Origin of the sequence: Methylomonas sp. LW13 (genome assembly GCF_016865255.1) — a bacterium.
Taxonomy (GTDB): Bacteria; Pseudomonadota; Gammaproteobacteria; order Methylococcales; family Methylomonadaceae; genus Methylomonas.
In genome coordinates this window covers 4,447,850-4,474,308 of sequence record NZ_CP033381.1, presented here as the reverse complement: position 1 = coordinate 4,474,308, position 26,459 = coordinate 4,447,850, and the positions used below count along the sequence as shown (strand labels likewise).

22 protein-coding genes, 1 other RNA gene and 1 riboswitch are annotated in these 26,459 nt (G+C 55.2%); of the genes, 16 read left to right on the top strand and 7 right to left on the bottom strand.

Annotated features, from left to right (window positions below):
- Positions 1–5: 5 nt before the first annotated feature.
- The 4 genes from JL719_RS20215 to JL719_RS20200 all read right to left on the bottom strand — a co-directional run bounded on the left by JL719_RS20215 (position 6) and on the right by JL719_RS20200 (position 5,161).
- Positions 6–935, bottom strand: a complete 930-nt coding sequence (locus JL719_RS20215; RefSeq protein WP_225892917.1) for a 2OG-Fe(II) oxygenase — start codon at positions 933–935, stop codon at positions 6–8.
- Positions 936–1,163: 228 nt separating this feature from the next.
- Positions 1,164–2,474 carry a hemolysin family protein gene (locus JL719_RS20210; protein ID WP_033159087.1) on the bottom strand — a complete coding sequence of 437 codons (1,311 nt, stop codon included), beginning with the start codon at positions 2,472–2,474 and terminating at the stop codon, positions 1,164–1,166.
- A gap of 89 nt (positions 2,475–2,563) precedes the next feature.
- Entirely contained in the window at positions 2,564–3,361 is a 798-nt protein-coding gene (locus tag JL719_RS20205; RefSeq protein WP_033159086.1) for a transglutaminase domain-containing protein, read from the bottom strand.
- Between the two features lie 99 nt (positions 3,362–3,460).
- Positions 3,461–5,161 (bottom strand): glycoside hydrolase family 17 protein, encoded by a 1,701-nt coding sequence (locus JL719_RS20200; protein ID WP_033159085.1) that lies wholly within the window; start codon positions 5,159–5,161, stop codon positions 3,461–3,463.
- Positions 5,162–5,493: 332 nt separating this feature from the next.
- Between JL719_RS20200 and JL719_RS20195 the strand changes: the two genes are divergently transcribed.
- The 10 genes from JL719_RS20195 to JL719_RS20150 all read left to right on the top strand — a co-directional run bounded on the left by JL719_RS20195 (position 5,494) and on the right by JL719_RS20150 (position 17,159).
- Positions 5,494–6,012, top strand: coding sequence for a sigma-70 family RNA polymerase sigma factor (locus JL719_RS20195; protein ID WP_033159083.1), 519 nt, complete (start codon positions 5,494–5,496; stop codon positions 6,010–6,012).
- 137 nt (positions 6,013–6,149) lie between these two features.
- Complete coding sequence (locus JL719_RS20190; protein WP_051670456.1) at positions 6,150–7,301, top strand: FecR family protein; 1,152 nt, start codon at positions 6,150–6,152, stop codon at positions 7,299–7,301.
- Positions 7,302–7,602: 301 nt separating this feature from the next.
- A complete protein-coding gene (locus JL719_RS20185) occupies positions 7,603–10,137 on the top strand; it encodes a TonB-dependent siderophore receptor (protein WP_225892916.1) in 2,535 nt (844 codons plus the stop codon).
- A gap of 78 nt (positions 10,138–10,215) precedes the next feature.
- A riboswitch (cyclic di-GMP riboswitch) is annotated at positions 10,216–10,294 on the top strand.
- Positions 10,295–10,366: 72 nt separating this feature from the next.
- Positions 10,367–11,155 carry a PEP-CTERM sorting domain-containing protein gene (locus JL719_RS20180; protein ID WP_033159081.1) on the top strand — a complete coding sequence of 263 codons (789 nt, stop codon included), beginning with the start codon at positions 10,367–10,369 and terminating at the stop codon, positions 11,153–11,155.
- A gap of 155 nt (positions 11,156–11,310) precedes the next feature.
- Entirely contained in the window at positions 11,311–12,144 is an 834-nt protein-coding gene (locus tag JL719_RS20175; protein WP_033159080.1) for a hypothetical protein, read from the top strand.
- A complete protein-coding gene (locus tag JL719_RS20170) occupies positions 12,141–13,001 on the top strand; it encodes a PEP-CTERM domain protein (protein WP_033159079.1) in 861 nt (286 codons plus the stop codon). Before JL719_RS20175 ends, JL719_RS20170 begins: the two co-directional genes overlap by 4 nt.
- A complete protein-coding gene (locus JL719_RS20165; protein ID WP_033159078.1) occupies positions 13,001–14,791 on the top strand; it encodes a hypothetical protein in 1,791 nt (596 codons plus the stop codon). The genes JL719_RS20170 and JL719_RS20165 overlap by 1 nt, the downstream gene beginning before the upstream one ends.
- 118 nt (positions 14,792–14,909) lie before the next feature.
- Positions 14,910–15,491, top strand: coding sequence for a cohesin domain-containing protein (locus JL719_RS20160; RefSeq protein ID WP_165385988.1), 582 nt, complete (start codon positions 14,910–14,912; stop codon positions 15,489–15,491).
- 141 nt (positions 15,492–15,632) lie between these two features.
- On the top strand, positions 15,633–16,169 hold the full coding sequence (locus JL719_RS20155; protein WP_033159076.1) for a GNAT family N-acetyltransferase: 537 nt from the start codon (positions 15,633–15,635) through the stop codon (positions 16,167–16,169).
- 54 nt (positions 16,170–16,223) lie between these two features.
- Positions 16,224–17,159 (top strand): hypothetical protein, encoded by a 936-nt coding sequence (locus tag JL719_RS20150; protein ID WP_033159075.1) that lies wholly within the window; start codon positions 16,224–16,226, stop codon positions 17,157–17,159.
- 469 nt (positions 17,160–17,628) lie between these two features.
- On the opposite strand, the gene ubiH is transcribed toward JL719_RS20150, so the two are convergent.
- The 3 genes from ubiH to JL719_RS20135 are packed head-to-tail and all read right to left on the bottom strand — an operon-like array spanning position 17,629 to position 20,698.
- The gene (gene ubiH, locus JL719_RS20145; RefSeq protein ID WP_033159074.1) at positions 17,629–18,843 is read right to left on the bottom strand and encodes a 2-octaprenyl-6-methoxyphenyl hydroxylase; all 1,215 of its coding nucleotides are present in this window, start codon (positions 18,841–18,843) and stop codon (positions 17,629–17,631) included.
- A 3-nt stretch (positions 18,844–18,846) separates the two neighbouring features.
- Positions 18,847–20,154, bottom strand: a complete 1,308-nt coding sequence (gene pepP, locus JL719_RS20140; RefSeq protein WP_033159073.1) for a Xaa-Pro aminopeptidase — start codon at positions 20,152–20,154, stop codon at positions 18,847–18,849.
- 16 nt (positions 20,155–20,170) lie between these two features.
- A complete protein-coding gene (locus JL719_RS20135; protein ID WP_033159072.1) occupies positions 20,171–20,698 on the bottom strand; it encodes a UPF0149 family protein in 528 nt (175 codons plus the stop codon).
- A gap of 103 nt (positions 20,699–20,801) precedes the next feature.
- On the opposite strand from JL719_RS20135, the gene JL719_RS20130 reads away from it, so the two are divergent.
- From JL719_RS20130 to JL719_RS20105, 6 genes are all read left to right on the top strand, one after another.
- Positions 20,802–21,029: a TIGR02449 family protein gene (locus tag JL719_RS20130; RefSeq protein ID WP_033159102.1), complete on the top strand. Its 228-nt coding sequence runs from the start codon at positions 20,802–20,804 to the stop codon at positions 21,027–21,029.
- Positions 21,026–21,325, top strand: coding sequence for a cell division protein ZapA (locus JL719_RS20125; RefSeq protein ID WP_033159071.1), 300 nt, complete (start codon positions 21,026–21,028; stop codon positions 21,323–21,325). Before JL719_RS20130 ends, JL719_RS20125 begins: the two co-directional genes overlap by 4 nt.
- A gap of 23 nt (positions 21,326–21,348) precedes the next feature.
- A non-coding RNA gene (gene ssrS / locus JL719_RS20120) (6S RNA) lies at positions 21,349–21,528 on the top strand.
- Between the two features lie 226 nt (positions 21,529–21,754).
- Positions 21,755–23,653: a GspE/PulE family protein gene (locus JL719_RS20115; protein WP_033159070.1), complete on the top strand. Its 1,899-nt coding sequence runs from the start codon at positions 21,755–21,757 to the stop codon at positions 23,651–23,653.
- Positions 23,654–23,675: 22 nt separating this feature from the next.
- Entirely contained in the window at positions 23,676–24,512 is an 837-nt protein-coding gene (locus tag JL719_RS20110; protein WP_033159069.1) for an HDOD domain-containing protein, read from the top strand.
- A gap of 162 nt (positions 24,513–24,674) precedes the next feature.
- Entirely contained in the window at positions 24,675–26,204 is a 1,530-nt protein-coding gene (locus tag JL719_RS20105) for a hypothetical protein (protein ID WP_033159068.1), read from the top strand.
- The last annotated feature ends 255 nt before the right edge of the window (positions 26,205–26,459 follow it).

The window sequence follows — 26,459 nt, the reverse complement described above, 5'->3', positions numbered from 1 at the left end:
TTGCGCTACGCCGGCAGGCAAAGCTGCCATGTCGGTTTCAGGCGTGTAAACATTTCGATGCCTGCAAGTTGGCAGCGCAACAGTTTCCAACGGGCCAAATCAAATGAGTCCCGATACAAACACGCCACCCAATCCGCTAGTCGCACGGCGGCATAGGTCTCGGCATCGTAGGTGTCGCAGGCGGTAAGGCCGGCGCTGTGTTGGTAGCCGATGATAACGCTAACCGCATCGTAGCCCCAGCGATGCAACGCCAGCGCCGCCAGGCCGGCATGAAAGGTCGTCTCCTCGGGCAGATGCGATTCCGCCGCCGAGGCCACCGCATTGAGGGCCGCCGGCAGCTCGGAAAAATGCATGTCGGCAAACAAGGTTTGCACGTGCGCGGCAAGCTCGGGGGTATTTGCCGCATGCCAGAAATTGAAGACCACGCTTTGCCGCGGCTGAATAGCCTCTGTGACGCCATGGTATGAATCGGCATGCAGCAAAAAGCCAAAGGCTTTGTTGTATTCCGGATTGACACGAAAAACCGCGTCACTCTCCTGCGAGGCGAATAGTTCCAGCACCCCGCCATGCTCGGGTTGCCATTGCTTATTCAGTTGCACAACCAGCCGGGCAATCTCATAACCCACCAGCGGCCGGTCACTGTGTATGCCAATCACTTGTCCAGGCAGCATGCGTTGCGCCGTGACTAACACACGATGCGTCAGCGGCAATCCGGTAATCTCGCGCATTCTAGCCAGCACTTCGGTTTGAAATGCCGCTGGAATGTGCTCGGTTACGTCTCTAAGCGAGCACCGGTAAAATGCCCCATCCCGATGCTGCCAGTCAGCATCCAGCAAAAATAAACGCTCAAGCGCCGCGCACTGCTCCCTAGAAAATGCGGAATTGTCGTAAAAAAACGGGAACGGGCTATCGTGGTGGATGGGCTGTGAGAGCAACAGCTAAGCTCCTATTAGAATCAAATTGAGAGGTAGCATACAGGCTTGAATCTTAGGGAAATCGGCGTCTAGGATTGTTTCACCAAGTTTTCAGTTTTGATTAGTTTAGAGGGGGAGAATCCAAGGGCGTAGCAATACAACTACAACTGATCATTCCCTCGATTACGCTTCGCTAATCGCGGCTACAAGGGGTGGCTGAGTCGCTAGCTACACTGTGATCTTTTTACATTATTGCTTCGGATACACCTGTACCCACTCGATGCGTGGGCCGTTCATTTCCTTGACGACGATTTCAAAATCGTTGAAAGCGATGCGCTCGCCGGCTTCGGGGATGTCGCGCAATTGCGCCAGAATCATGCCGCCCACCGAGTCGACATCGTCCAGATCCAGTTCTTCGTTTTCCACATCAATACCCAGAATCCGTTCCAGCGAGAAAATCGGCAAGCTGCCTTTACCCAGCAAGCTGCCATCATCTTGACGGGTCCAGTCGCTTTCGGTTTTTCGGAATTCGTCGCGGATTTCGCCGACCATGGCCGACAGCAAATTGTCCAAGGTGATGAAGCCGTGCGGCTTGTGGCCTTTCTGACCGATGACGGCAAAGTGCGGTGAGCCTTGGGTAAAGCGCCGGAATAACTCCAGTGCCGGCATATGCGCGGAGATATGTTGAATCGGCCGTAAATAGGGTTCCAAATCGTCGATTTGCTGGCCGTTTTGTTGCGCCAGGAATAAGTCCTTCAAGTGGATGACACCCAACACGTCGATGCCGTTGCCATCGAAATACGGGTAGCGGCTGAAGCAGCTTTTATACACCGTATCCAGCATTTGTTGTTGAGATTGCCCTTGGTACAGCGCGGTGATTTCGTGGATAGGCCGCATTAAATCGGATACTTCCAACTTGCCGAAATCCAGGGCCTTGGCCAGTACATTGCATTCGTCGCTGGTCAGGTTTTCACCAGCCCGGCTGGAGCGCAAAATCAGTTTCAATTCCTCGTTGGAATAATGGCTGTCTTGGTTGTGGCTGTTGCTCAGGCCAGCTATGCGCAACACCAGATTGGCGCTGCCGTTCAACAACCAAATCGCCGGATACATCAACCAATACATCGCATACAGCGGTCCGGCGCTCCATAAACCTATGCCTTCCGGATTACGGATCGCCAGCGATTTGGGCGCTTGTTCGCCCACCACGATATGCAGAAAGGAGATGGTGCAAAACGCAAAGCCAAACGAGATGTTGTGGATAATTTCCGGAGAGGTGATTTCGGCTTTGGCAAACAGCGGAACTAACAGGTCGGCAAAAGCCGGTTCGCCGATCCAGCCCAAACCCAGGGAGGCGAGGGTAATGCCGAGCTGGCAAGCGGATAAGTAGGCATCGAGTTGTCTGTGTACTTTGGCGAGTATCCTGCCGCGCCAACCTTCGGTTTGTTCAATGGCTTTAATCCGGGTTTGTCGCAATTTAACCAAACTGAACTCGACTGCGACAAAGAAGCCGTTGAGACATACCAGCAGCAAGGCGCAGGCGACCAGGACAAGATTACTCATAGATAAAGCATTGATTACAGCGGAAACAGCATTATACCGGTAATCCGGGTCTTTGCTTGTTACGTGATGCTGCTCAGCTCAGATCGCGCTTAATCGGGAGGACCGGGCAGGCGTTCGACATTGGCGGCCATATGGCTCGGATACAGCGCCGGGCCGAATTGGGTAAAAATGGCCACATCCGCAGCATCGTGGCCGTAAGCGACGATGATCCGGCCGCCGCAAGGCTCGGCTTGAGTGGGATCGAAGGTGTACCAGCGCCCATCCACATAAGCCTCGAACCAGGCGTGAAAATCCATGGGCTGCAAACCGTATAAATAACCGACCACCATTCGCGCCGGAATGCATAAAGCCCGGCACAGGGCGATGCCCAAATGCGCCAGTTCGCGGCAGACGCCTTCGCCGGCCAGATTGGTTTCAACCGCCGAGAGCTGGAAATGCGGCGAATCCGGATTGAAGCGGATATTCTCGCGCAGCCAGCGGTGCACGGTGGCGACTTGGTCATAGCCCGGGATGGCGTCGGCGACGATGTCCTGGGCCAGGTCGATAAACCGGTCGGATTCGCAATAGCGGGTGGGTGTCAAATAGGTCAGCACACTATCCGGCAAATGTTGCACTTCGGTGAACGGTGCGCCGGGGCAGACGTCGATGTGCTCATGGGTGTGAATATCGGCGCTGGTGCGCACGGCAAACTCGCCGGGTGGGGCAATCAGGCGCTGGCAGAGATTGCCGTAGTAGTCGGTAAATTCGAAGACCGGCACCGTCGGTGTCAAGGTATACGACTCCCGCGCCACCCATTGATTTGCGCCGCTACGCGGCCGCAGCATCAAAATAAAAGGGGTGTCGATGCTGACATCGAAGGTTATTTCGCAACTCGTGCGCAGCCACATATGAGGGTCCTGGTGTTGATTATCGAAAAATCAGCGTTGATGGCAAGCGCAGCCCGTTAGATGCCGATACCAACCGCTTAAGCCACTTGGTCTTGCGGGTTAAATCTTGGCTTTGCCTGAGCGGAGAGGCCAGAACGGGATCGACAGCACCAGTATACACAGCAACCACGCGACGAGCTGCTGATTGTAAAACGTATACCCCAGCGCCACCGGCAAACCGTCACTAAAGCCGGGATGCGCTTGGATGAAATCGTAGGCCGCCATAAACTCGTGGGTCTCGCCGATCACTACCGCCAAGGTGCCGGCGCTTAAAAAATAGGCCAGCAAGCGGTCGCGTGGCGTTTGCGAATCCCCGCCGGATAGGCTGTCAAAGCGCAGCATCTGCCGGTAAAAGCGCCGCTGGGCCAGGCATAGGCACACGATCAAACCGCAGACGCCGAGGGCCGGAATCGCGAATTGTTCGACGGGAAAGCTTAGATACCGACCGTTGAACGCCAGGCTGTAAGTTTTGTACAGCGCTAAAATCCCGAAAAATAGATAGGTATTTCTCAAACGATGGGCCAGGGTCGGCGCTACGGATTGCTCGGCTAAAATCGCATAACTGCGTTGCAGCAGCAAAGCGCTCAACACGCCGTTGGCGGCGATAATCAAGAGGGTGTAAGCCTGTTGCCAGAGGCTATAGCTGGTAAACCACGCAAAACTTGCCAGCGTGACCAGACAAACGCTAAATACTTGGGTCAGCGTCAAAAACACAATCTGGCGCGGCCAAGGCAAATGGGCCAATTTTTTAAAGTAGGCCGCAACCATTACCAGCCACAAACCCGTCGCCCAGGCAAAATGCCCTAGCCAGTCCGGATTTTCGTAAACCGGGCCGGTCAGCGGAAACACTGGTTCGCGGTCGATAGTCAGCAAGCCCCAGTTGGCGCCGACCACGCCTTCGTTATGGCTTTTCCAGGGCTGGTTGAAGGCTTCGACGATGTTGTAATCCAAACCGTGCCGGTTTACTACGTCAATCAGGCTGCGTATGAAGCGGGTTTCGTTGACCACGCTGGGCACCGCTCGGCCGCGCTGGCGGCCAGCGGCCGGCCAGCCGGATTCGCCGATTAGAATCGGCTTGCTCAGGCCCATGCTGTGGGCTTTGGCTTCGATTTGTTGGACGATCTTCTCCACATGTCCGGCCGCCTCCTCAATCGCCACCGGCTCGTCTTCCCAATAGGGCAGAATGTGTACGGTAATAAAGTCGACTTCCTGCATCAGTTGCGGATATTTCAAGTAGATAGACCAGACATCGGCATACGACACCGGCTGTTTCACCGCCTGTTTAACCTGGCGGATATAGCCGATCAGCGTGTCTACATCCATGTCTTTACGCAGCAGCACTTCGTTACCGACCAGCACCCGTTTGATCACGTCCGGATGGGCGTTGACCGCTTCGATCAGCGCGGCGATTTCCTTTTTATTGCTGGCATGCCCATCGCCCAGCCAGCCGCCTTGGATCATTTCCACCCCGTGTTTGCGCGCAAATTCGGGCGTCGGCTGCATGCCGCCGAGGATGGAGTAAGTGCGGATGGTATGGGTTTTATCGGCAATCAAACCCAGGTCGGCGTCGATATGTTCGGGCAATGGAAACTTTTCTTCGATCGGACTGAATCCCTCGCGATAAGGGGCGAACGACAAACTGCGCAATTTACCCGAAGGCACATCGACACCGGCGTCCTGGGGGCGATTCAGGCTCCAGGCGATAGCGCCGTGAACGGCAAGGATGAAAATGAGGCAGAAAAACAGATGGGTGGTGCGCATGACTGGGGGATGGTTAAGCTGAGTGAATAAATATGTGGGATTGCCGGGATTATACAGTCTTGGCGCGCGCTAAAAATCAAAGTCGCTGAGTCTGGCGGCGATTCTCGATAAAACTATGTTATCTGCCGGTTATGCCGCAGGTTATTTGCCGCATTCGCGGGCGGCCCGCCACTAAGGAGCAAAGCAGGGCAGGACGCCGGGCGGGGCTTGCCGGCAATATTCGCCTTTGGTTCGATAATTGCACACGCTCTGACGCAGCTATGCGGTAAGGCTTTGGCGGGGTGCCGGCCGGCTGCTGTTTTTGATTGAAGCTTTGGATATTTCCGATACGCATGAGTGCACAGCCAATGACCGATATTTCCGCGTTCTGGACCGAGTCCTTGGCCGATGAGTTATTGCGCTTTTTAACCGGGCGCTTGAAATGCCCGGACATTGCCGCCGAATTAACCCATGACACCTACCTGGGACTGCGGCAAATAGCCGAGAAAACGCCGCCGGATAATGCGCGGGCCATGGCGTTTCGGATTGCGATTAATCTGACCATCGATCATCAGCGCAAAACCATGGTCAGGGACCGTTACGGTGCCGACGAAGATATTGATGCGCTGGTTGACACTCTTCCCGGTAACGCCGCGCCGCCGGAACAGGTGTTGATAGGTCAACAACGTCTGGCCGCGTTGCAGCATGCGCTGGGCGAGTTGCCGCAAGCCTGCCGCACTGTGTTTTTACTGCATGGGGTCGATGGCCTGACCTATACCCAAATCGCCGAACGTTTAGGGGTTTCTAAGTCCCAAGTCAATAAGCTGCTGGCCCAAGCCATGGCGCATTGCGCCCGGCAACTGGCCGATTAAGCAAAAAGCCCGCATTATTTTTCCACAACCCACTTCATCCCGATGCCGTTGACTGCCACCGCTTGCCCTGCTTGGTATGATCGCTTTCGCGCCTCGCACGTCTTTATCAATAACAGCCTTGCATAATGGGAGATTGCATGCCAGCGCCGTCCGACAAATCCGCTCACACCAGTCTGCAAGATCAGGCCATCGCCTGGTTGGTTTGTCTGCGCGACGACAGATTGAGCGATGCGGAACTAGAAGCCTTCGCCGATTGGTTGAGCCGCGACCCATTGCATGCCGAGGCATTTACCGAGGCTGAGGCTTTGTTCAGCGATATGGTGCTGGCAGGCAGTTTGTCCAGTGCGAGCGAATCGCTGCAACCCGCGTCTCGACATGCGGTGGCGGAACAAAATCGTGCCGCTGGCCAGATTATTGACCCGGCCCTATCTATCAGAAGGATTACGTGTCAGCCGAGCTCGTCGAAGCCCAGGCTGGTGACCCCTCCGACAGGCTCAGGGCGAACGTTATTCAAGAGCCAGGCCGATAAACCAGTCAGCCGCCGGCCGTTGGCCAGGCCGCGCCGGCCCTGGTTTGCGGTCGGGCTGGCCGTCGCGGCGATGTGGCTGTTGGCGATTAGTCTGATCATGCCGCAACAAGCGCGCTTATTTAGCGATTATTTTAGCGACTACCGCACGCAAACCGGTGAAATTCGCGAGATTCAACTCAGCGACGGCAGCCGTTTGCTGCTGAACACCAATAGCGCGGTTTCGGTAGCGTTCACCGCCGCGGCCAGACGTATCGTCTTGCACCACGGCCAGGTGCAATTTACGGTGGCAAAGGATAGCCGGCGGCCTTTCGACGTAGTGGCCGACGATTTGACGGTCCGCGCCTTGGGCACGGTGTTTGAGGTGTATAAAACCGCGACCGGGCCTACCGAGGTGAGCGTCCAGGAGCATGCCGTAGCGGTCAGTACGGCGGATCAGGACAGTGACGTTACCGTCGCCCAGGGGCAGGGCTTGGTCTATCAACCCGGACTGCCGCTGCCGCATCCGCGGGCCGTGGGCGCGGAACAGTCCGCTTGGCGGCAGCATCGCCTAGTGATCAACGATAGACCTTTAGCTGACTTGATCAGCGAGTTGGAGCGCTATCGATTGGGACGGATATTTCTGGCGGATGCCGCACTTAAAAATCTGCGGGTAACCGGGGTGTTTTCTCTGGATGCGCCAGATGAGGCGCTGTCCTCGGTGCGTAAAGCGCTGGCGTTGCAAGAAACCCGTATCGGTCCCTGGGTGTTACTGCATCGCTGATTTTTTGGGTGCTGTAAGCCACTCCGGGCAGCGCGCGCATGTCCAAAACGGTTTGGCGCATATGGGTCGAAAAATCCAGCCCACCGGCTCAAGCCTTCAACTGCTGTCCCTCATTACCCGCATTCAAGCAAAAGTCGTCCTTCCGCCGAAAACTCCCTCAGTCGCGCAGCGCTGCGATTTTTTCAACGCGGTTTTGTCGGAATAGCGACGAATTTTTGCCAATCAGGAAATTTTTGTGATCGATTTTTGTGCTGAAACGACTTCTATGTTGAGAAACATTATTTTTCGGACAGGACGGATCTTGAAAGCACGGATTAACGATTTTCGCTACCCGCTGGCAGTGGGCGTATGGCATCGGCCAGCCGTATATCTGTGCTATGCGCTGAAAGGCAACCGCGTCGGTGTCGATACCTGGGTGTTGATCGGGCTGGTGGCGGCCGGCGGACAATTGAGCAGCAGCCAGGCGGTCGCTGCGGAAGTGGTTCGCCACTTCAATATCGGCGGCCAGTCCTTAAACAACGCGCTGATTCAATTTGCCGCGCAAGCCGAGTTGGAATTGATTTTTTCAGCGGACATGTTGCGTGAGCTTGCCAGTCCGGAGCTGCGCGGGGACATGTCGGCAGAGCAGGCGTTGACACACTTGCTGCATGGCAGCGGTTTTACCTACCGTTTTATCGATACCGACACGGTGACTTTGGAACGCAGTCCGGCGGCAAAAGAGGTGTCTAGCCTGCCGCCCCCTGTTACCTTGGATGCCATGACTGTCGTGGGCTCGAAAACAGCGGAGGCCGGTGCGGAAATCGCCACCGAGCCGATGCTTGACGAGGCGCGGACCTATGCCGTCAGGCATATTGCCAGCGCTACCGGAACCGACACGCCAATCAAGCAAATCCCGCAGTCGGTGCACGCGCTTAACCGCCCCTTGTTAGACGACCAGCAAACGATCAACCTCAGCGAATCCTTAGTCAATGTTAGCGGCATAGTGGCGCGCAATACGCTCTATAGTCCGGTTATCGAAGGCACATTAATTCGCGGTTTTCGTTCCGAACAACTGCTGGATGGCTTTACCCAGTACTACAACCCCGGTGACCGGGAAAGCACTATTAATATCGAAAGAATCGAGGTGCTGAAGGGTTCCAACGCTTTGCTTTACAGCGGCGGTTCGGGCTCGCCGGTGGGTGGGGTGGTGAATCTGCTTGCCAAATTGCCGCAGGCCAAAGTCTTCGGCGAAGCGGGTTTTAGAATCGGCAGCCACAGCTTTTATCAGCCGTTTTTCGATGTCAATCAACCGCTAAACGCCAATATTTTGTTGCGCATGACGGGCGAATATACCAACGCCAGAGATAACATCGACATAATCGAAACGCAGCGTTTTAACCTTAACCCGGCCCTGACGCTGACCGATAACGACCAAACCCGTTTGACGATCCAAGCCAAACTGTCGCGTTGGCAGCAACCGGAGTACCAGGGCTTGCCCGCCACCGGCAGCATCGCTGGCGATTTTGCTACCCGGCCCGATCTGTTCCCGGGGCCGGCCAATCTGCCCGATAGCCATTCAGATGCCGATGCGGTATGGGCTACGCTGGACCGGCAGCTCACCGCGAGCTGGCGCTTAAACCTGAAGGCGCGCTATGCGCAGGCTAAATTCGACGAGAAAATTCAGACCCTGTTCGGCAGCGATGGCCTGGTCGCGGATCGGCCCTTGCTGTCGGCATCGCGCTGGGCCCTGGTGAACGCCGAATTGTTTCAACAACAGCATGAACGCAGCGTATTGGGCAATTTACAGGGCAATTTCAAGTTGGGTCCTAGCGAAAACAATCTGTTGTTGGGCGCGGACTACAGCCGTTTGCAAGATGCCGGCTTTATCGAGGGCGATTTCGGCGCCTTAGGATTCGGCGTCGGTACGGTCGATCTGCGCGCACCGATATTTGACTCCCCTTATGCCGTACCCGGTCCGGGCCGGGAAAATCAGTTCATCGAAAACCTCACTTACGGCGCTTACCTGCAGTGGCAAAGCACGCTGTACCGGCGTTTGCATTGGCTGTCCGGTCTTAGGCTGGGCAAGGTGGGTATCGATTTTAATAACGCGCAAACCGGGGTAAATGTCACCACGGATACGCTGAAATGGTTGCCGCGCCTCGGCGGCGTGATCGACCTAAACGACGAGGTTTCCTGGTTTATTTCTTATAGCGAGGGCATGCGCGGCCAACCGTTTGTCAATTTCGTCGATACGCCGGCCCCGGAATTGTCGAATCATCTGGAAACCGGTCTGAAATTCAATTTTGCGAATCAATTCAGCGGCCAACTGGCGTTGTACCAAATCGAGCGCAGCCAGGTCGCGGTCACCGACAGCAGCGATTTCCTGCGGCGTTCGGTCGCCGCAGGGCAGCAACGCTCGCGCGGTATCGAAATGGATTTGCTCTGGCAACCGGTCGAGGGCTTCAGCGTGCTGGCAAACTATGCGCATACCGACGCCCGCTTCATGGACGACAAAGCCGGGGTGGCTGCCGGCAATCGCTTGGCTCAAGTTCCGGAAGATGCCGGGCGGCTCTGGGCGCATTACCGCTTTCAGCAAGATGAGTTGCAAGGTTTTAGCTTGGGCTTCGGCGTGTACGCCCGCGCCGGCGCTTATTTATCCAATAACAATCGCTTTAAAACCGCCGGCTACCACAGCTTCGACGCGGCGTTGGCTTACGAAACCGGGCGTTTCCAATGGGCGGCCACGGTCAAAAATCTCAGTGATGAGGATTATTTTCAGCCCTACGGCTATTTCGAGGGCCGGGTAGCGCCGGCAGCCGGCCGCGCCGGGTTTCTAAGTTTTTCAATCAAGTACTGATGCCGTCGTTAACTATTTGCCACAGGAGTTTTTCAGGAGCACCTCACTCAGGGATTTAGAGTGATGTCGTAAGGACCGCGACAAACATGCCACATCCGCCGCGAGACGGAGCCGGAAAGCCACGGGTCTTGGAGATTAAGACAGCCGGGTTACCTGCCAGTTTAAGACCCGAAATTCGGGTTGGCGATTTGCAGATTAACTTTAACCGTAATTTATTAAGGAATAAAAAATGACAATCTTGCACTACAACCGCACTCAATGGGTAAGCGCCGGCCTGCTCGCCTTCAGCGCATTGACCGCCGTTTTGGCGCCTGCTACAGCCAGCGCTGCACAAGTCAGCGGCGATGCCACCATTACCATCAACAATGCCGCTTTTGCGGCGGCATCGGTGAATGTCGGCAGTGGCTATCCGAATGGCTGGATTGTCGCGAAACATTGGGGTGCCAGCGACAATTTGCTGGGTATCACCGGCGCAACCACCGGCGGAACGACGCTATCGGCAACCGCCAACACAGCGATGTCGTTTGCGGTTAACGCCAACACCACGACCAACAGCTATCCGGCTGCCGGTCCCTATGGCCGTACCGAACAAGCCACGACGATGGACGCCGGCAATACCTCGGTCGGTCAAATCGGTCTGAGCGGCGCCTGGTTATTGACCAGCCAAGGCGGCAGCGGCATTTTGACGCCCTACGACTTTAGCCTGGTAAAAACCGGGAGCACCTGGAATATCAAAACTTACGATACCGGTTTTGGCTACCAAAATTTCTTGAAGCTGACCAACGTCTCCGAGTCGCTAAGCAGCAATGGCGAATTACTACTGAGCGGCGACTTGCAATGGACCGGTTTGTGGGCCGGTTTGGTTGGCGCCAATACCAATGCCGTGGTCGGTACTTTTAGCCTGGCGCCCAGCACGGCGCCATCGGCGGTACCGGTACCGGCGGCGGTCTGGATGTTCGGCAGCGGGCTGCTGGGCTTGCTGGGTGCACGTCGCAGAAAAGCCTTGGTCGCAGCTTAACTCACAAAGTGGGCTTGGGGCGGTCGCCAAGATTCGCTTCGGGCCCGGACTTTCGGCAATAAATCCCTCTTCGTGCCCGCATGCCGTCGACTACGGCCGCTTGTGTATTTAGGCAGGGAGAGGGCTTATTCTGACCATCCGCTGATAGGGACTTTATGAAGATCAATAGAAACCGCAGCTATCCCGTTTTGGCCATACTGGCTATCGGCATGGGGACGGTATATCCATGCGCCGACGCCGCGACATTGAATGCGCCATCCGGCGGTACGTTTACGATGAACCTGGACCGCAATGCGCTGGCGCCTTACGCCGGGGGTTATTACTTGTCGACGTTTTGGAGTACGGCAACGTCCAATGCTGATAATCCGGCCAACACCGGCGACCATTTGCTTAGCCAGCTCAACAGCACCGAGATTTCCGGGCTCAATCAGGTGTTCGAGTTGACGGCTATCGGTAGCGATCCTAGTCCGCAAGCCAGCCAGCGTTACGTCAAAGCCACGTCAGCCGAGTTTGCCATCGATACCGGCACACTGGCCGGTGTGGCCGGGGCGCAAGTCGGCATGACCGGCGTGCAGGGTTTTTATGCGCCGAACTGGCCGCCGACTGGAGCCGGCTTGGTCAACGGCGATTTTTCGCTGCTTTACGATGCCAACCGGCAAACTTTGGGCCGCACCGGTTGGTACCTAGCCAATAACATTTATTTCACGATGGCGGTGTACGACCTAAGCAATCTAAGCCTGAACTTTAGCAACGCCGAAAACTGGCAGTTGAGTGGCGATTTACTGATGTCGCCGGAAAACGCCGGCATGTTGCAAGGCGCGCAACTGGTTGATGTCGGCAGTTTCTGTTTGGGCACGGGTGCCTATGCCGGTTGCGGACAGGTATCGGCGGTGCCGCTACCCGCTGCGGTCTGGTTATTCGCTAGCGGCTTTTTGGGCTTTATCGGCATAGGCCGTAGGCCATATCTTTCAAGGAGTGTGACATTATGAAAATCAATAATCATCGATCATCCACCTGGCTATTAGCCGTTTTCGGTGTATTGTCGATTAGCCAAGCCCAAGCCGCCACAGTCAGCGGCGGTGCGCTGGTCCTTAACCTAAACCGCGATGTGCTAATCGCCAGCCTTGATGTGAACGATTATCCGGACACGCCCACCGCGGACTTTCCGATTTGCTGCCGGCCTTCTATTTATCTGGAAGAGTTTTACGACGCTTCGGCGGCATCAAAAACCTTTGTTGAGCTGCGGGACGGCAATACGCCGGATTTGTACGATACGGTGGCCGATGAAATTCCGGCAACCGGGTTGCAATTCAGTGTCAACGGGCTGAGTCCGATAGTCAATCCGGGCGGGCGGCAGAACAGAAATACCACTTTCGCGTTCGAACCCGGCAATTTGTTCGGCACTGCCAGCGGTAGCATCGGGTTAGGCGGTGTCATGCGTTTTAGAGTGGACGTCGATCCGCCGACCAATAGAGTGTTGTTGGGCGATATGACCTTGGAATACGATCCGGCTCTTGAAGCGGCAACGCCGGGGCGTTCCGGTTGGGTGATTACCAATCACATCGGTTTCGATGCGGGCGGTTTTGAGTTGTTTGATGTCACCACCGCAATAGTCGGGAATACGTTAAGCCTCAACGGCAATCTTGGGTTAGGGTGGGGCTTCGATCATCTGGGCGCTCGCGACGCCCGCTTGCGCGATACGCGCATTGGTACTTTCAGCTTCCAAACCACCGTGGTGTCGGGAGAAACGCCGGCGGCGGTGCCTTTGCCGACGGCGGTATGGCTGTTTGCCAGTGGCTTGGCGGGATTGGTTCTGAATGGTCGTTCTAAAAGAGAGATCGTGTGATGAAACGGGATGAAGTTGCAGGATTGACTCGGCCGCTAACTGCCGTTTACCCCGAGCCTGGCGAATGGCGTACACCCTTTTTCCGTAACGTTAGGCTGGTAAAAATCGCGGCAGGCTTAGGCATCGGTTTGACATTGACGACAGCCGCGCAGGCAGGGCCTTCCCCGGTAATAAGTTTTGGACAGTATCGTAGCCATCAAGTCAACGTCGATGCGGAGGGGCAAAACATCGCCGGCGACAAAGGCAACGAACCGACGCTGGCCTTGAATCCGCTAAATCCCGCCAATATTGTCGTGGGCTGGCGTAAGTTCGATTCACCGCCCACTGCCGTCAAACACGGCGGCTATGCCTATAGCTTTGACGGCGGCGCGAGTTGGACTACCGGCATGCTGCCGGCCTTACCGCTGCAAACTCGCACCGATCCGGTGTTGGAGGTCGATGCCTTGGGCAATTTCTATTACCAGTCTTTGGCGGTATCGGATAGCACTTCGGTGTTTAAATCCGGCGACGGCGGGGTGACTTGGTCGGAGCCGGTGTATCAGTTTAAAGGCGACAAGAACTGGCTGGCCATCGATAAAACCGGCGGTCCCAGCGACGGGTATATGTACAGCACCTGGCGGCGGCCGGCCGACAGTAACCCCGATCCAAATTATGTCCCCAAATATTTCAGCCGTTCCACGGATGGTGGTTTGAGTTACCAGGAGCCGGATGCGGCGTTGCCGGTGGCAAACTTCGGTTTCGGCCGGCTGGCCATCGGTCCGGAAGGCGAGGTTTATTTATTTGGCGTCGATGAAACGATTTTGTCCGTCAGTGCCTTGGGCATAGTGCGTAGCGGGCACTATTTCCTGAAATCGGTTGATGCCAAAGATCCCGCCGCTTCACCCACCTTTACCGCGCAAAAGGTCGATATGGGCGGCAACAGCATGATGTTCCTGTCGCCGAGCTTGCAGCTGCCCAACCCACTGGGTGGCGACGGCGATGTGCAAATTGCCGCCGATCAATCGGCCGGGCCGTTGCGCGGCAATATTTACTTGCTGGCGCATGTCTCCCCATATGCCTGGCAAACTGGCGACGATCCGCAGGATATTCATTTCGTGCGCAGCAGTGACGGCGGCGCTACCTGGTCGGCGCCGGTGCGGGTGAATGACGATCCACCCGCCGCCAACGCTTACCAATGGTTCCCGATGCTGGGCGTGGCGGCCAACTCCCGCCTCGACGCGGTGTGGTACGACACCCGCAACGGCAGCGGCAGCGCGCCGTATCGCTATTCGCAGCTTTACTACGCCTACTCCTGGGACGGTGGCGTAACCTGGAGCAAAAATCAGGCGGTCACGCCGGTGTTCAATACGCATCTGCCGTATAACATCGTGAACGGCGAAGAACGGCAAAGCGACAAAATGGGCGATTACACCCAGTTAGTCTCCGACGCCAACGGCGCGCACATTGCTTACACCGCCACCTACCACGGCGAGCAGGATGTGTATTACCTGAACGTGTTTCCGGATTGCAATAACAATGGCAAATCGGACGTGCTGGATATTCAAAACCGGGTCAGCGGCGATACCAACTTCAATCATTTACCCGACAGCTGCGAAAGCATCAGCGTAAGAGGCGATCTGGACGGCGACCGCGATGTCGATCAACTGGATTTGAACCTGGTCATTGCGGCACGCAACCAACCGGCTACCGGTATAGCCGATCCCCGCGATCTGGATAAAAACGGCGTGATTAATGTGTTGGATGTGCGCAAGCTGACTTTGCTGTGTACGCGCTCACGCTGTGCGATTTAAACGAGCTTGATTCAAGCGGCGGGTAGTCAGATTTCTCCAATCTGACGCACGCACCGAAATTACGCCGTCATTCCCGCGTACGCGGGAATCCGGGATGCTGAATATAGGACTAACAACGATGATGAAACAATTCAAAGCCGGCCTGGTCGGTATAGCATTATTCGCCGCCGGCGGTGCGGCCGATGCGGCCATAGATTTACATTTCACCCCCCGTAGCCAAACTGCCGAGGCCATTGAAATCGGTTTGAACATTTCCGGTTTGGGCGACGCTGCGTTAGCAACGTATGATTTTAATATTCAGTTTGACCCAACACATTTGGCCTTTGCCGGCGTGGCCTTCGGTGATCCGGTGTTGGGTGACGAATTGGATGTGTTTAACTTGGGTGGAAACAGTACCGCCGTCGATGTGCTGGGGCCGGGAGTGCTGAACCTATTCGAGTCGTCCTTGGACGACGCGGCGGACTTACAAGCCCTGCAAGCCGATAACTTTACTTTGGCGATCATCCGTTTCAATGTGCTGAGCAGCGGTAGCAGTCAGCTTGATTTACTGATTAACGGTCTGGCGGATGCCGGCGGCGATGGCTTGTCGGCAAACACAGCGTCGATTTCTGTCAACACGGTCGCCGCTGTGCCGTTGCCGGGGATGGTTTGGCCGATGGTTGGTGGGTTTTGGGTGGTGTTGAGGTGGCGTAGGAGTTAGTCAAAGTAGCCTGGATGAAGCGGAGCGTAATCCAGGCGCTCTTTGGAAATAATCCAGTTTTCGTTGCACTTCATTCTGACTTATTGCTAAGCACGTATTTGGGTGATATACGGAACTTTGAATTACTTGTTAAGCATCACAATGTCCGACGCTCCCAAATACATCGTTCGCAGGCTCGAGCTCTCAGATGCCGGGGCCTTCTATTCAGCCGTCCGCGAGTCTATTGATGAACTCGTTTACTGGATGCCATGGTGCTCTAAGGACTATACACCGCTGGATGCGGAAAACTGGATCAAGACCACCATGCAACTCTGGGCAGCAGATGCCGAGTATCCTTTGGGCATCTTCGATGCTGTCTCAGGCGCAGTGATTGGCGGGACAGGCGTCAACCACATCAACCGAGCCTATCGGATTGGCAATATCGGGTACTGGGTGAGCTCGCAGCATACTGGTCAGGGAGTCGCTAGGTTCGCAGCCCACCACTCGGCACTACTTGGATTCAGTCAACTGGGCCTGACCCGCCTTGAAATTGTCGTGCTTACTCACAACAAAGCAAGCCAACGGGTGGCTGAGTCGCTTGGTGCCAAACTGGAATGCGAAGCGAGGAACCGTCTCTACTTTCAAGGCAAGCCGCACAATGCCTTGGTTTATTCGCTCGTACCCGGTGACTTGCGGTGATGCCTAAGCCCTGCCCCGGCGGGCGGCTTAGCTCGAAGATTGGATTCTAGAGTGATGTTCAGAAACGTTTTGATCATCGCTGCCGCGGCAGCTACTGCACTAGCCGCTTATTCCCTGTATGTGATGCAATCGGCGAAATCGAGCGCCGAGGAGACGGCATCAACATTTCCTTACTGCATTCAGATCGCTACTGGCGGCTCAGAGTACAAAAGTATCAGAGGCTTGATCGAACTGGCCGGTCTCTACATGAGAAGCAACGGAACTATAAACCACGCCGTGCTGGTCATCGGCAACCCAGATCAGCCCGTTCTTTATCATTGGTCGTATATGGAGAACCAATTTATAGAAGGCGTTTTCGGCGAGCCGCCGATTTACTGTGAGCCGGCCAGACACTTTTTGAGCAAAGTGGGCCTGTATGGAGCACCAGGAGCGCCAGGATCGAATTTTCGATTTCGCGGGTATCAGTTTTCGATTCCAAGCGAGTATGCGCCACTGGTTAGTTTCACATCTCCTACGCACATCGCTATCGCGGCGCTTTCGCCAACGTTTGCCCCGCAAAAGTCATATCAATGCGGGGAGGCGCCGTGCAACTATGTTGGTATAACCATTGGCTTCGACAGCAAGTTGGATGGCTGGCTCGACAAGGCTTCGAGGGTGAACCAAATCGAAGCCCTCGGACAACACAAGGGGTTAATCAAAGAGCGGATCTTGTCTCGATCATCGCACTCGCCGCGAATTCAGTACTACCGTCTAGGCCCGGACGGAAGAGTGAACACGCTCGTGCATTGCTTTGAGGGAAGCGAGCTTCAATGCACGCATTTGTTCACAGATGGCGAGTTCTCCTACTATTTTCACCATATGTCTGCGGATCCAGATAGTTGGTCAGACTTGCAGCAAAGTCTAATCACAACAGTATCCAAATTTATCGTCGGTAGACCGGCCCAACGAGCCGTTCGAGCCGATCACCGCGAAAACGCGGCTCCGGGTTAAATGGGGCCTCGTAGGTCAGGGTGCGCGTTAGCGTTCCTTGACATACACCGAAGCGAGTATTGAATGTCACATAACCGCTTCCGCGGCAATATGACCTACGGCTACAATTCGCACGAAACGCGAAAGCCGCATTCCATGTTGGTATCAAGCGCGACATTTTGTTCCGGGAGGTTCAAATCGGTTTCAGATGGTTGTTGCACCTGGCAGGTGCCATTCTCGCAGTCGCTTTGGGAGTCGGCTTGTGGAAGCAGTGGACATTAATCTGCAACGAAGCGTGTGCGCCGGGGCGGGCGTTAATGATGATTTTGCTGAGCTTCATACTGCCGGCTTCTGCATATTGCACGCTGTTGCTATGGACGGCTGCACGTCCTAGGCCCGTTGCCCGAGTTATCTCCGCTGCTTTGACTTTAGCTAGTCTTGTGGCGGCGATTTGGCTAAGTTTTTTTGCGTGAGGTGGTGTGGTTTGGGTTTATTTGCGTTCGCCGATTTTTGGCAGCCTATCCGCCAAGCCCATCGCATGCCGCGTCAGTAGTTTTTTCGCAAACGGCAGGTGGTCCAGCATGGTCAATCCGGCGTTGCGGACGGCGGCCAGCGGCAGGTTGTCGTTGGAGAACAGTTTCACCAAGCTATTGGTAAAACCGATGGTTTTACCGTGGTCTTGTTGGCGTTGCCGGCTGTAGTTTTTCAGCAGGCGGGCATCGCCCAAATCGCCATCGCGTTCGTGTTGGTCTATCAGCATTTCCGCCAGCAAGGCCACATCGCGTATCCCTAAATTAAAACCTTGGCCGGCGACCGGATGCAGTTGATGTACGGCGTTGCCGATAATGACGGTGCGGCCGGAGACCATGCTTTCGGCGCGGATCAGGCTTAACGGAAAGGCGCGGCGCGGCGCGGCTAATTTCAGTTCGCCTAAGCGGTAACCGAAGCAGTTTTGCAGTTCGGCAAGAAATTCGCGGTCGCTGACGTTAATCAGGGTCTCGGCCTGCTCGTGCGTGCGCGTCCAGACCACCGCCGATTGTTTGCCGGCCACCGGCAGCAAGGCCAAAGGGCCGAATTCGGTGAAGCGTTCGAAGGCAATATTGCGATGCGGCAGCGCCGATTGTACGGTGGTGACCAGCGCGGTCTGGCCGTATTCGGTGACTTGCTGCGGAATTTCCAGCAGCTTGCGCACCGTGGAATTGCCGCCGTCGGCACCGATCAGCAATTGGGCGCTGACATTTAGCGAGCTGCCGTCATGCTGTTTCAAACTGACGTTGACCGCATCGCGGCCGGACATTAAGCCGGCTACCCGAGTTTGATATAAGCAAACCGTGTCGGTTTTCTCGACCAGATCGGCCATATGCTGTTCGATGTCGCGGGCGACGATGACGTAACCCAACGCTTCGACACCTTGATCTTCCGCTGCCAAGCGGGTCTTGCCGAAATGACCGCGATCCGAGACGTGGATGTGTTTGATGGCGGTGGCTTTATCGGCCACGCCGCGCCAGGCGCCCAAGTCGTTGAGTAACTCCACCGTGCCGGCGGCCAAGGCCAGCGCGCGGTCGCCGGCCGGCGAGTGGCGCAATTGTTCGCGGCTATTGGCTTCGACCAAGGCTATCTTCAAGCCGCTGTTTTTCAGCGCCAGGGCCAGACAGTTACCGGCCAGGCCGGCGCCGACGATGATCAGGTCGAAATCGTGTTGCATTGCTTAGCCCGCCATCAGCGCTTCGATGTCGGCGATCGATTTCGGTACGCCGTGGGTGAGAATTTCATGGCCGTCTTTCGTCACCAACACATCGTCTTCGATGCGAATGCCGATGCCGCGCCATTGTTTATCCACCGTTTCGCAGTCGGCCGGCACATACAGGCCCGGTTCCACGGTTAACACCATGCCCGGTTCCAGCAAGCGCCATTCGTCCTTGATCTTGTAATCGCCGACGTCGTGCACGTCCATGCCCAGCCAATGGCCGATGCGGTGCATGTAAAACTGTTTGTATTTTTCGTCTTTGATCAGTTTTTTGGGTTTGCCTTTTAACAAGCCCAGTTCGATTAGGCCTTTGGTCAGGGTTTCTACCGAGGCGTCATGAGCTTTATTCCAAGGATTGCCGGGTTTGATTTCGGCCAGCGCCGCGGCTTGGGCATCCAGCACCAATTGGTATAACAACCTTTGCGGTTCGCTGAACTTGCCCGACACCGGAAAGGTGCGGGTGATGTCTGCGGCGTAATGGTCGCATTCCACGCCGGCGTCGATCAGCAGCAAATCGCCTTTGTTGAGTTTGTCCTTGTTTTCCACGTAATGCAGCGTGCAGGCGTTTTTGCCGCCGGCGACTATGGACGGGTAGGCCACCGCACGCAGGCCGTCCTGAATAAATTCGTGGATCAATTCGGCTTCGATTTGATACTCGTACAAGCCGGGTTTGCAGGCTTGCATGGCGCGAATATGGGCTTTGGCGGATACTTCGCCGGCGCGGCGCATCAGTTTTAGTTCTTCCGCGCTTTTGAATAAGCGCATTTCGTGGACGATGTGTTCCAGCGACACCAGTTCGCCCGGAGCGGTGACGCCGGTACGCGACTGCTTGCGGATGTGATTAATCCACTCCAGCAGCTTGTGGTCCAGATCACTGTCCTTACCCATCGGGTAGAACACTTTGCTTTTGTTTTCCAGCATGCCGGGCAGGATGTCGTCCAGATCGTCAATCGGAAACGAATCGTCGGCTTCATAGTGTTTGGTGGCGCCTTCCAGACCGGCGTGGGCACCTTCCCACTGGGCTTTTTTCTCGTCGAATTCGCGGCAGAACAAAATATATTCGCCTTGCTCACGGCCGGGGATGAATACGGCCATGGATTCGGCTTCGTTAAAGCCGGTCAGATAATAAAAGTCGCTGTCTTGACGGAACGGGTAGTGGACGTCGCGGTTGCGGGTGCGCTGCGGGGCGCTGGCAATAATGGCGATGTTGCCCTTGCCGATTTGCTTCATCAGGCTGGCGCGGCGTTTTTTGAATTCGCTTTGTTTCATGGTCGATCTACTTAGATTAATGCGGTTGCGATGGGCCGAGTTCGGCAAATTGATCGCGCACGGTAAACACGGCGGCGCGCACATATTCGCGCAGTTCGACCAAGGCATTTTCGTCGTCTTCATCGCCGACGTCGGTGTCGATTTTGGTGAGCTCTATCATATCGCGCATCACTTCAGCGGTATCGCCCGGCCAGTCGGCGCCGGTTTGCGCATAACCCACGCCGAACAAAAAGCCCTGGCACCAACAGCGAAGGGCTTCCACTTGTTCGTCTAACGGATCGTCGTCGTCAGGCATCAGCAAATCGAAGGCGAAATCGTCGTTTTGATTTTCCAGCAATACTCGGGTTCTTTCGAACACACCATGCAGCAGCGCTTTGTCTTCGTCGATCAACTGTTGCTCGTCGTCAATGAGTTCCCGTAGCCAGTTTTCCGCATCGGCGCGGATTTCGACGCAGAGCATGCCGGTGGCGATACCGTGCGCCTCGGCAGCGCCGATGTCGGCGTCATGTTGCTCTAAAATTTCTTCAACCGAACGGTAGGTCATCTGGGCTGCGTTTCCTATATAAAGCTGTTTAATAACATGGCTTATGCTAACATTCTTAACCATCTACGATGATTATAACGTCATATCGGCCCATACTCTTGCTATGTCTCAAACAGAAAAAGATCCGTCAACCGAACTGGAAGCATTGGAAGCGAAACTGGATACGCTCATTGCCCAGTTCAATCAAGTCAAAAGCGAGAATAAGTCCTTGAAAGTTAAACAGGATGCCTTGGTTAAGGAAAAAGCCAAGCTGCTGGAAAAAACCACGTTGGCCAAAACCCGGGTGGAAGCGATGATTGCCCGCTTGAAAGCCATGGAGCATGATTCGTGAGTAAAGCCGTCCAGCCCGTTTCACTGAATATCCTGGATAAGGAATATAAAATCGCCTGTGCCGCCGATGAAAAAGAGGGGTTGATCAACTCTGCCCGGGAACTTGACAGGCAGATGCGCAAAATCCGTGACACCGGCAAAGTCAGCAGCACCGACCGCATCGCCGTGCTGGCCGCATTGAACTTGGCTCACGACTTGACGGCATCCAGCAAGAACGAAGCCAACGGCAGTTTGGATATTGGTCAACGCTTAGCCGATTTGCGCAGCAAAATAGAAAACGTTTTGGAAAATTCGTAAATCATCCGGTAGACTATCAGTCCAATCTCCTGCGGCGTTCGAGCAGTACTGGGTGTTTCCTGAACCTGTTTTTACCCCGGAAACTTTTTGCCATTCATGGTGCGCATGCCTGTTTATTCAGGAAGCCTGATTGACTGGATTTGGTTTCCACTTGAACCTTCGGTTCAAGGACGAAAGTATCAGACGGCGCAGGCGGGAGATCTCTTGATTTTGCTTGTCTCGGTTTCTCGTCTTCGTTCGAAGCCCCCCTCGTGTTTGTTGTTAGTCTGCTGGTAGGTGGCGCGCAGGGTGGCGTAAGGCCTGGCGACTGTAGTCGCGGCTTAAAATTCGTTTAGCTAGCGCTGTATAGACTATGATCCATCCTCCAACACCTGTTGATAGCATGCCCCCTTTCTTTTCGCTCCGCTGGACAACGACGATTACGCGGCAATGAACATAAGCAACAGCAACGCTGGTGATTCCGGCAAAAGCTTCACAGAAAACTTCTTGGGCCTATTGGTTGATCAGGGCCTGATCGATGCCGAAAAACTGAAATACGCCTTGCGGGTGCAAGGCAAACTGGAGTCGCCAAAGCCGATTTTGTTGGTGCTTTGCGATCTGGGTTATGTCACCCACAACCAACTGGTCGAGTTGTTTCGTAACCACCCGGTCAAAGTCAAGTTAGGCCTGTTCCTGGTGGAGTTCGGGTATATCACCAACACCGACCTGGATTTGGCGCTGGCCGAGCAACGGCAAAAAGCAGGACGCAAACGCCTGGGCGAAATTCTGGTGGAACGTAATCTGATATCGGAAATGAAAATGCTCGAGGTTTTGGCGGACCTGATGGGCATTTCGGTTATCGATTTAAGTACTGCCGTGATCGATCAGACGCTGATGACCAAGCCGATGTTGAAGTCCGCCAACAAGCATTGTTTTTTGCCTATCGAAAAACAAATGGACGGCGTATTGGTGGCTTTCGGCGACCCGCTGGATCAAAACGCCATCGAGATGGCCCGGCACGTCTTGGGCGCCGAGATCATTCCGGCGGTGGGGCGGTATTCGCAGATCATGCGTTTTCTGCTCAATTACGAGCGTAATACCGGCGCCGAAAAAGTAGCCGTCGGCGAGCAGTCGGCCGTCGCGGTTGCCAACCGGATCTTTGAAGACGCGATACGCCAGGGAGCCAGCGATATACATATCGAACCGCTGGAGCATAAGGTCCGGGTGCGGCAACGGATCGACGGCGTAATGGTGCACTACCGGGACTTTCCGGTTGAAATTGCCCAGGCCTTGATTAGTAGGATTAAAGTGATGGCCGGCGCCGATATTGCCGAAAAGCGCCGACATCAAGACGGTCGGGTCATGTTCGAACAGGCCAGCAGCAATCGCGTGATCGACATGCGCGCTTCGTTTTTCAGTACCATCAACGGCGAAAAAATCGTCTTGCGGCTATTGAACCGCAAGACAGAATTGCTGGACATACACGAAGTGGGCATGGCGCCCTTGATGCTGGAACGCTTTGTTCAAGATTCGCTGGACGTGCCGACCGGCGTTGTCATTATCACCGGACCGACCGGTTCGGGTAAAACCACGACGCTGTATAGCGCAGTGGATTACCTGAACGCTCCGGAAGTCAGCATCGTTACCGCCGAAGACCCGGTCGAATACGTGATTGACGGCGTCGCACAATGTTCGATCAATCCGAAGATCAATCTGACTTACGAAGAAACCCTGCGCCACATCGTGCGCCAGGACCCGGACATCATCGTACTCGGTGAAATCCGCGACAAGTTTTCCGCGGATACCGCAATTCAGGCGGCCCTGACCGGCCACAAGGTGTTGACCACATTTCACACCGAGGACAGCATCGGCGGCTTGCTGCGGCTGCTGAACATGGAAATCGAGGCTTTTCTGATTTCTTCGACTGTAGTTTCGGTAGTCGCCCAGCGCCTGTTGCGCCGAGTGTGCCGGCATTGTGCCGAACCGTTCAAGCCTGACCCGGCTTTGCTGCGTCGGCTGAATGTGACGCCGGATGACATTGCCGGCGCTCAATTTTTGTTGGGCAAGGGCTGCGAAAAGTGCCGTTTTACCGGATACTCCGGCCGGGTATGCGTGTTCGAGCTTTTGTCGATGAACGAATTGGTCAAAGATGCGATATTGCAGCGCAAAACCTCCTACGAAATCCGGCGGGTGAGCCTGGAGACGGCGGGCTTGGTTACCCTGCTAGAGGATGGTTTGGTGAAAGCCGCCGCCGGTGCTACCTCGCTACAGGAAGTGATCCGCAATCTGCCGCGTTTTGGAAAACCCCGCCCTTTATACGAACTGCGCCGCTTGTTGGGCAGTCGATGAGCCAATAATACAATCCAATCTTATGAGTGAAAAATCGCTTTCCGAATTGATAGACGAGGCCATTACCTCGGGAGCCAGTGCCTTACCGGTATTTCCGCGGGCGGTAACCGAGCTGCGTTTGGCCTTGCAAGACGAAAATCGCTCGCTGGACGCGATTGCCAAACAATTGGCGATGGACGCCAGTTTAGCCAGCCAAATTTTGCGCGTTGCCAACTCGTCATTCTATGCCGGCTTGGGATCAATCAACACGGTCAAGGATGCTCTGGTCCGTTTGGGTTTGCCGCGCATCGTCCAGATTGCCACTTTGGTCACGCAGAAAGGCTTGTTTGCGGCAAAAGATGCCGCCACTCAGCAATACATGGTCAAACTTTGGCAGCATAGCGTTGCGGTGGCCTTGGGCGCCGAATGGCTGGCCAAGCGTTTGTCGTTCCAGACGATAGCGGAAGAAGCTTTCATGGCCGGCCTGTTTCACGACATTGGCGAACTGTTGCTGCTGCGCTGCTTGGAAGATCTGGCGGCCAAGGACCTCAATCTAAATTTACCTGCCGATTTGCAGCGAGAACTGATCATCCGCCAGCACGAGAGCAAAGGCGCATGGTTGCTGCAAGAATGGAATTTACCGGAAACCTATCGTACGGTTGCCGCCAATCATCATCAGCCAGCCACCGAACATACCGGCACAGTGGAACTGTTGGTGCGCGTAGCCGACATGGTCGCCTACAAACTGGGTATTGCGCCGCGGCCGCAGCCCGATCTGGTGATCTCCAGCAGCGAGGAAGCCGGTCGGCTCGGCCTGTCGGAGATTATGCTGGCCGAGCTGGAAATCGCGCTGGAAGATTCGCTGGCCTTGTCTGCCTGACACGCCAACCCCGTTCATACACCTGCGATGCAGGGTAATCCTGTTGCTACCGATTCCAACCGGCTCGACTAATTGCCTTCGCTAAAACGCGAGGCTTTGCTTTAGAATGGCCGTCAGCCGGCATGGCCGCTTTCCCAAACTTTGCATAATCACGTTGGAACAATGACCATCGAATTTTTGATCAATTTTCTGATTCTGTTGCTCGGCACTCTGGCCGCCGGGTTTTTGGCTTATCGCTCGTTTCAAAAGCGCCGGATCCAGCTCGGAGCGGAACCGACCTTGCCGCAGTACTTTATCCGGCGCAGTACATACTGGAGCGGGATTGTCCTTTACTGCTCGTTGATGGCTGGATTGTTTTTATTGCTGACTTGGCAATGGCTGCCGCTGGAGCCGTTGGTAACGCTGATCGTTAGTCATTTACGCGCCGGTGAACTGGTGAATCTGCTCTACGGTCTGGATGGTAACAAACTGTTCCCGCTAATTGCTGCCGGCATCATGCTGTTTTTCGTCGCTTGGGAAAGCCCATTTAATCCGTTGTTGATTTTACGGGACAGCATTCACGACGCCTTTGCGATTCCGACCAAAGCCGTCGAAGTGTATAACGCGCTGATCAAATCCCGGCTGTCGGCGGCGGACGACAAGATAAAAGCCCAAATCGCTGATCGTCTGTTGGTGCAAAGCATCGACGCCGGCGATTTCGATAAATCCGGCGCCACGGTCGAATACAAATGGGCGCATAACAGCCTGCTGTTCGACCAAATCCAACACTATGCCGATCAATCTTCGTATCGTCGCCTGTTTAGCGAACCCTCGCTGAAATGGGGCGAGATTTGCATCTCCTATAATGCAATGTCGGAAAAAGTGAATATTTGGAAAGAAGCCGAGCCGCATTACACCAAGACGGTCAACTTGCTGAAGGATTTGGACCGACTGACCGGACTGCTGTGCCGATTGCTGGCGGCGGCGGTGGTATTCGGCAGTCCCAGCGAAAACGACATGTGGGAGACGGTCAGAAAACTCGGCGGCAATGTGCACGAAGCGCGCTTGAAGCACACTTATAAATACCTGCTGATATTCGCCGCAGCGACGGCGTTTGGCGTGATTTTGGGGCGGGAAGTGTCGGTGGCGTTGCACAACGTGTTTCTGTTTCCGGACAAACCGTTACCGCACTTTAGCTATACCACCCTGCGCTGGATAGCCTATTCAATCGCCATTTACGTGGTGCCCATTACACTGGTTTTTGCTTTGCGGAGCATCGCATTCCGCCATCAACAGGAACCTGCTGAGCAGAATTACGGCTTTTACATGGCGATCATGTTCGTCTGCTTCCTGGTCAGTACCACCATCTCGACGTTTATCTTGGAGTTAACCTTTTATCGCCGGGATGATTTTAATTTCCTGGACAGTTTCCTCGATCACGCCCGCTGGGGGATTATGCCGGCGCTGATTTGCGGTTTCGTCGCCTACCGGATGGACGCGCCGGCCAGCGAAGCCGAAGCCCTGAGTAAAACCATCCTTTCCGCGGTGTTGGGTTTTCTGGCTTGGGGTGGGATTGCGGTGATTTTCATGCTGTATGCGACGGACGATTTGGCGATTGAGAAGCTGAATTTGCGGTTTACGTTGGTGGGGACGGCGTTTTTTGTTACTGGTTTGTTGGGGGCGGCGGCTCGGTTTAAGACGGCTAGTGATTGAGGTTTGTTTTTTGTGTCGCTAACGCGACGGCTTAATTTAATGTCGGGTCTCGGCCCGACAGCCGAGATACTTTCTTTTGCTTGGCCAAAAGAAAGTATCCAAAGAAAAGCCACCCGGATGCCGCTTGATCCTGCGCGCCGAAGCTTTTATCGAGGGTCGGCAGAAGGGGCTTCCCAGCCCCTCCGCCGACGTGCGGCATGCCCGAAAAAGCGGGGCAGGCTCTCCCTGCCGCACCCCTTCGGGCAATTCTCGATA

Excerpts from the sequence above, each read along its gene's own strand:
- JL719_RS20210 (WP_033159087.1), bottom strand. The coding sequence starts at position 2,474 with ATGAGTAATCTTGTCCTGGTCGCCTGCGCCTTGCTGCTGGTATGTCTC.
- JL719_RS20205 (WP_033159086.1), bottom strand. The coding sequence starts at position 3,361 with ATGTGGCTGCGCACGAGTTGCGAAATAACCTTCGATGTCAGCATCGAC.
- JL719_RS20200 (WP_033159085.1), bottom strand. The coding sequence starts at position 5,161 with ATGCGCACCACCCATCTGTTTTTCTGCCTCATTTTCATCCTTGCCGTT.
- JL719_RS20195 (WP_033159083.1), top strand. The coding sequence starts at position 5,494 with ATGAGTGCACAGCCAATGACCGATATTTCCGCGTTCTGGACCGAGTCC.
- JL719_RS20190 (WP_051670456.1), top strand. The coding sequence starts at position 6,150 with ATGCCAGCGCCGTCCGACAAATCCGCTCACACCAGTCTGCAAGATCAG.
- JL719_RS20180 (WP_033159081.1), top strand. The coding sequence starts at position 10,367 with ATGACAATCTTGCACTACAACCGCACTCAATGGGTAAGCGCCGGCCTG.
- JL719_RS20175 (WP_033159080.1), top strand. The coding sequence starts at position 11,311 with ATGAAGATCAATAGAAACCGCAGCTATCCCGTTTTGGCCATACTGGCT.
- JL719_RS20170 (WP_033159079.1), top strand. The coding sequence starts at position 12,141 with ATGAAAATCAATAATCATCGATCATCCACCTGGCTATTAGCCGTTTTC.
- JL719_RS20165 (WP_033159078.1), top strand. The coding sequence starts at position 13,001 with ATGAAACGGGATGAAGTTGCAGGATTGACTCGGCCGCTAACTGCCGTT.
- JL719_RS20160 (WP_165385988.1), top strand. The coding sequence starts at position 14,910 with ATGATGAAACAATTCAAAGCCGGCCTGGTCGGTATAGCATTATTCGCC.
- JL719_RS20155 (WP_033159076.1), top strand. The coding sequence starts at position 15,633 with ATGTCCGACGCTCCCAAATACATCGTTCGCAGGCTCGAGCTCTCAGAT.
- JL719_RS20150 (WP_033159075.1), top strand. The coding sequence starts at position 16,224 with ATGTTCAGAAACGTTTTGATCATCGCTGCCGCGGCAGCTACTGCACTA.
- ubiH (WP_033159074.1), bottom strand. The coding sequence starts at position 18,843 with ATGCAACACGATTTCGACCTGATCATCGTCGGCGCCGGCCTGGCCGGT.
- pepP (WP_033159073.1), bottom strand. The coding sequence starts at position 20,154 with ATGAAACAAAGCGAATTCAAAAAACGCCGCGCCAGCCTGATGAAGCAA.
- JL719_RS20135 (WP_033159072.1), bottom strand. The coding sequence starts at position 20,698 with ATGACCTACCGTTCGGTTGAAGAAATTTTAGAGCAACATGACGCCGAC.
- JL719_RS20130 (WP_033159102.1), top strand. The coding sequence starts at position 20,802 with ATGTCTCAAACAGAAAAAGATCCGTCAACCGAACTGGAAGCATTGGAA.
- JL719_RS20115 (WP_033159070.1), top strand. The coding sequence starts at position 21,755 with ATGAACATAAGCAACAGCAACGCTGGTGATTCCGGCAAAAGCTTCACA.
- JL719_RS20110 (WP_033159069.1), top strand. The coding sequence starts at position 23,676 with ATGAGTGAAAAATCGCTTTCCGAATTGATAGACGAGGCCATTACCTCG.
- JL719_RS20105 (WP_033159068.1), top strand. The coding sequence starts at position 24,675 with ATGACCATCGAATTTTTGATCAATTTTCTGATTCTGTTGCTCGGCACT.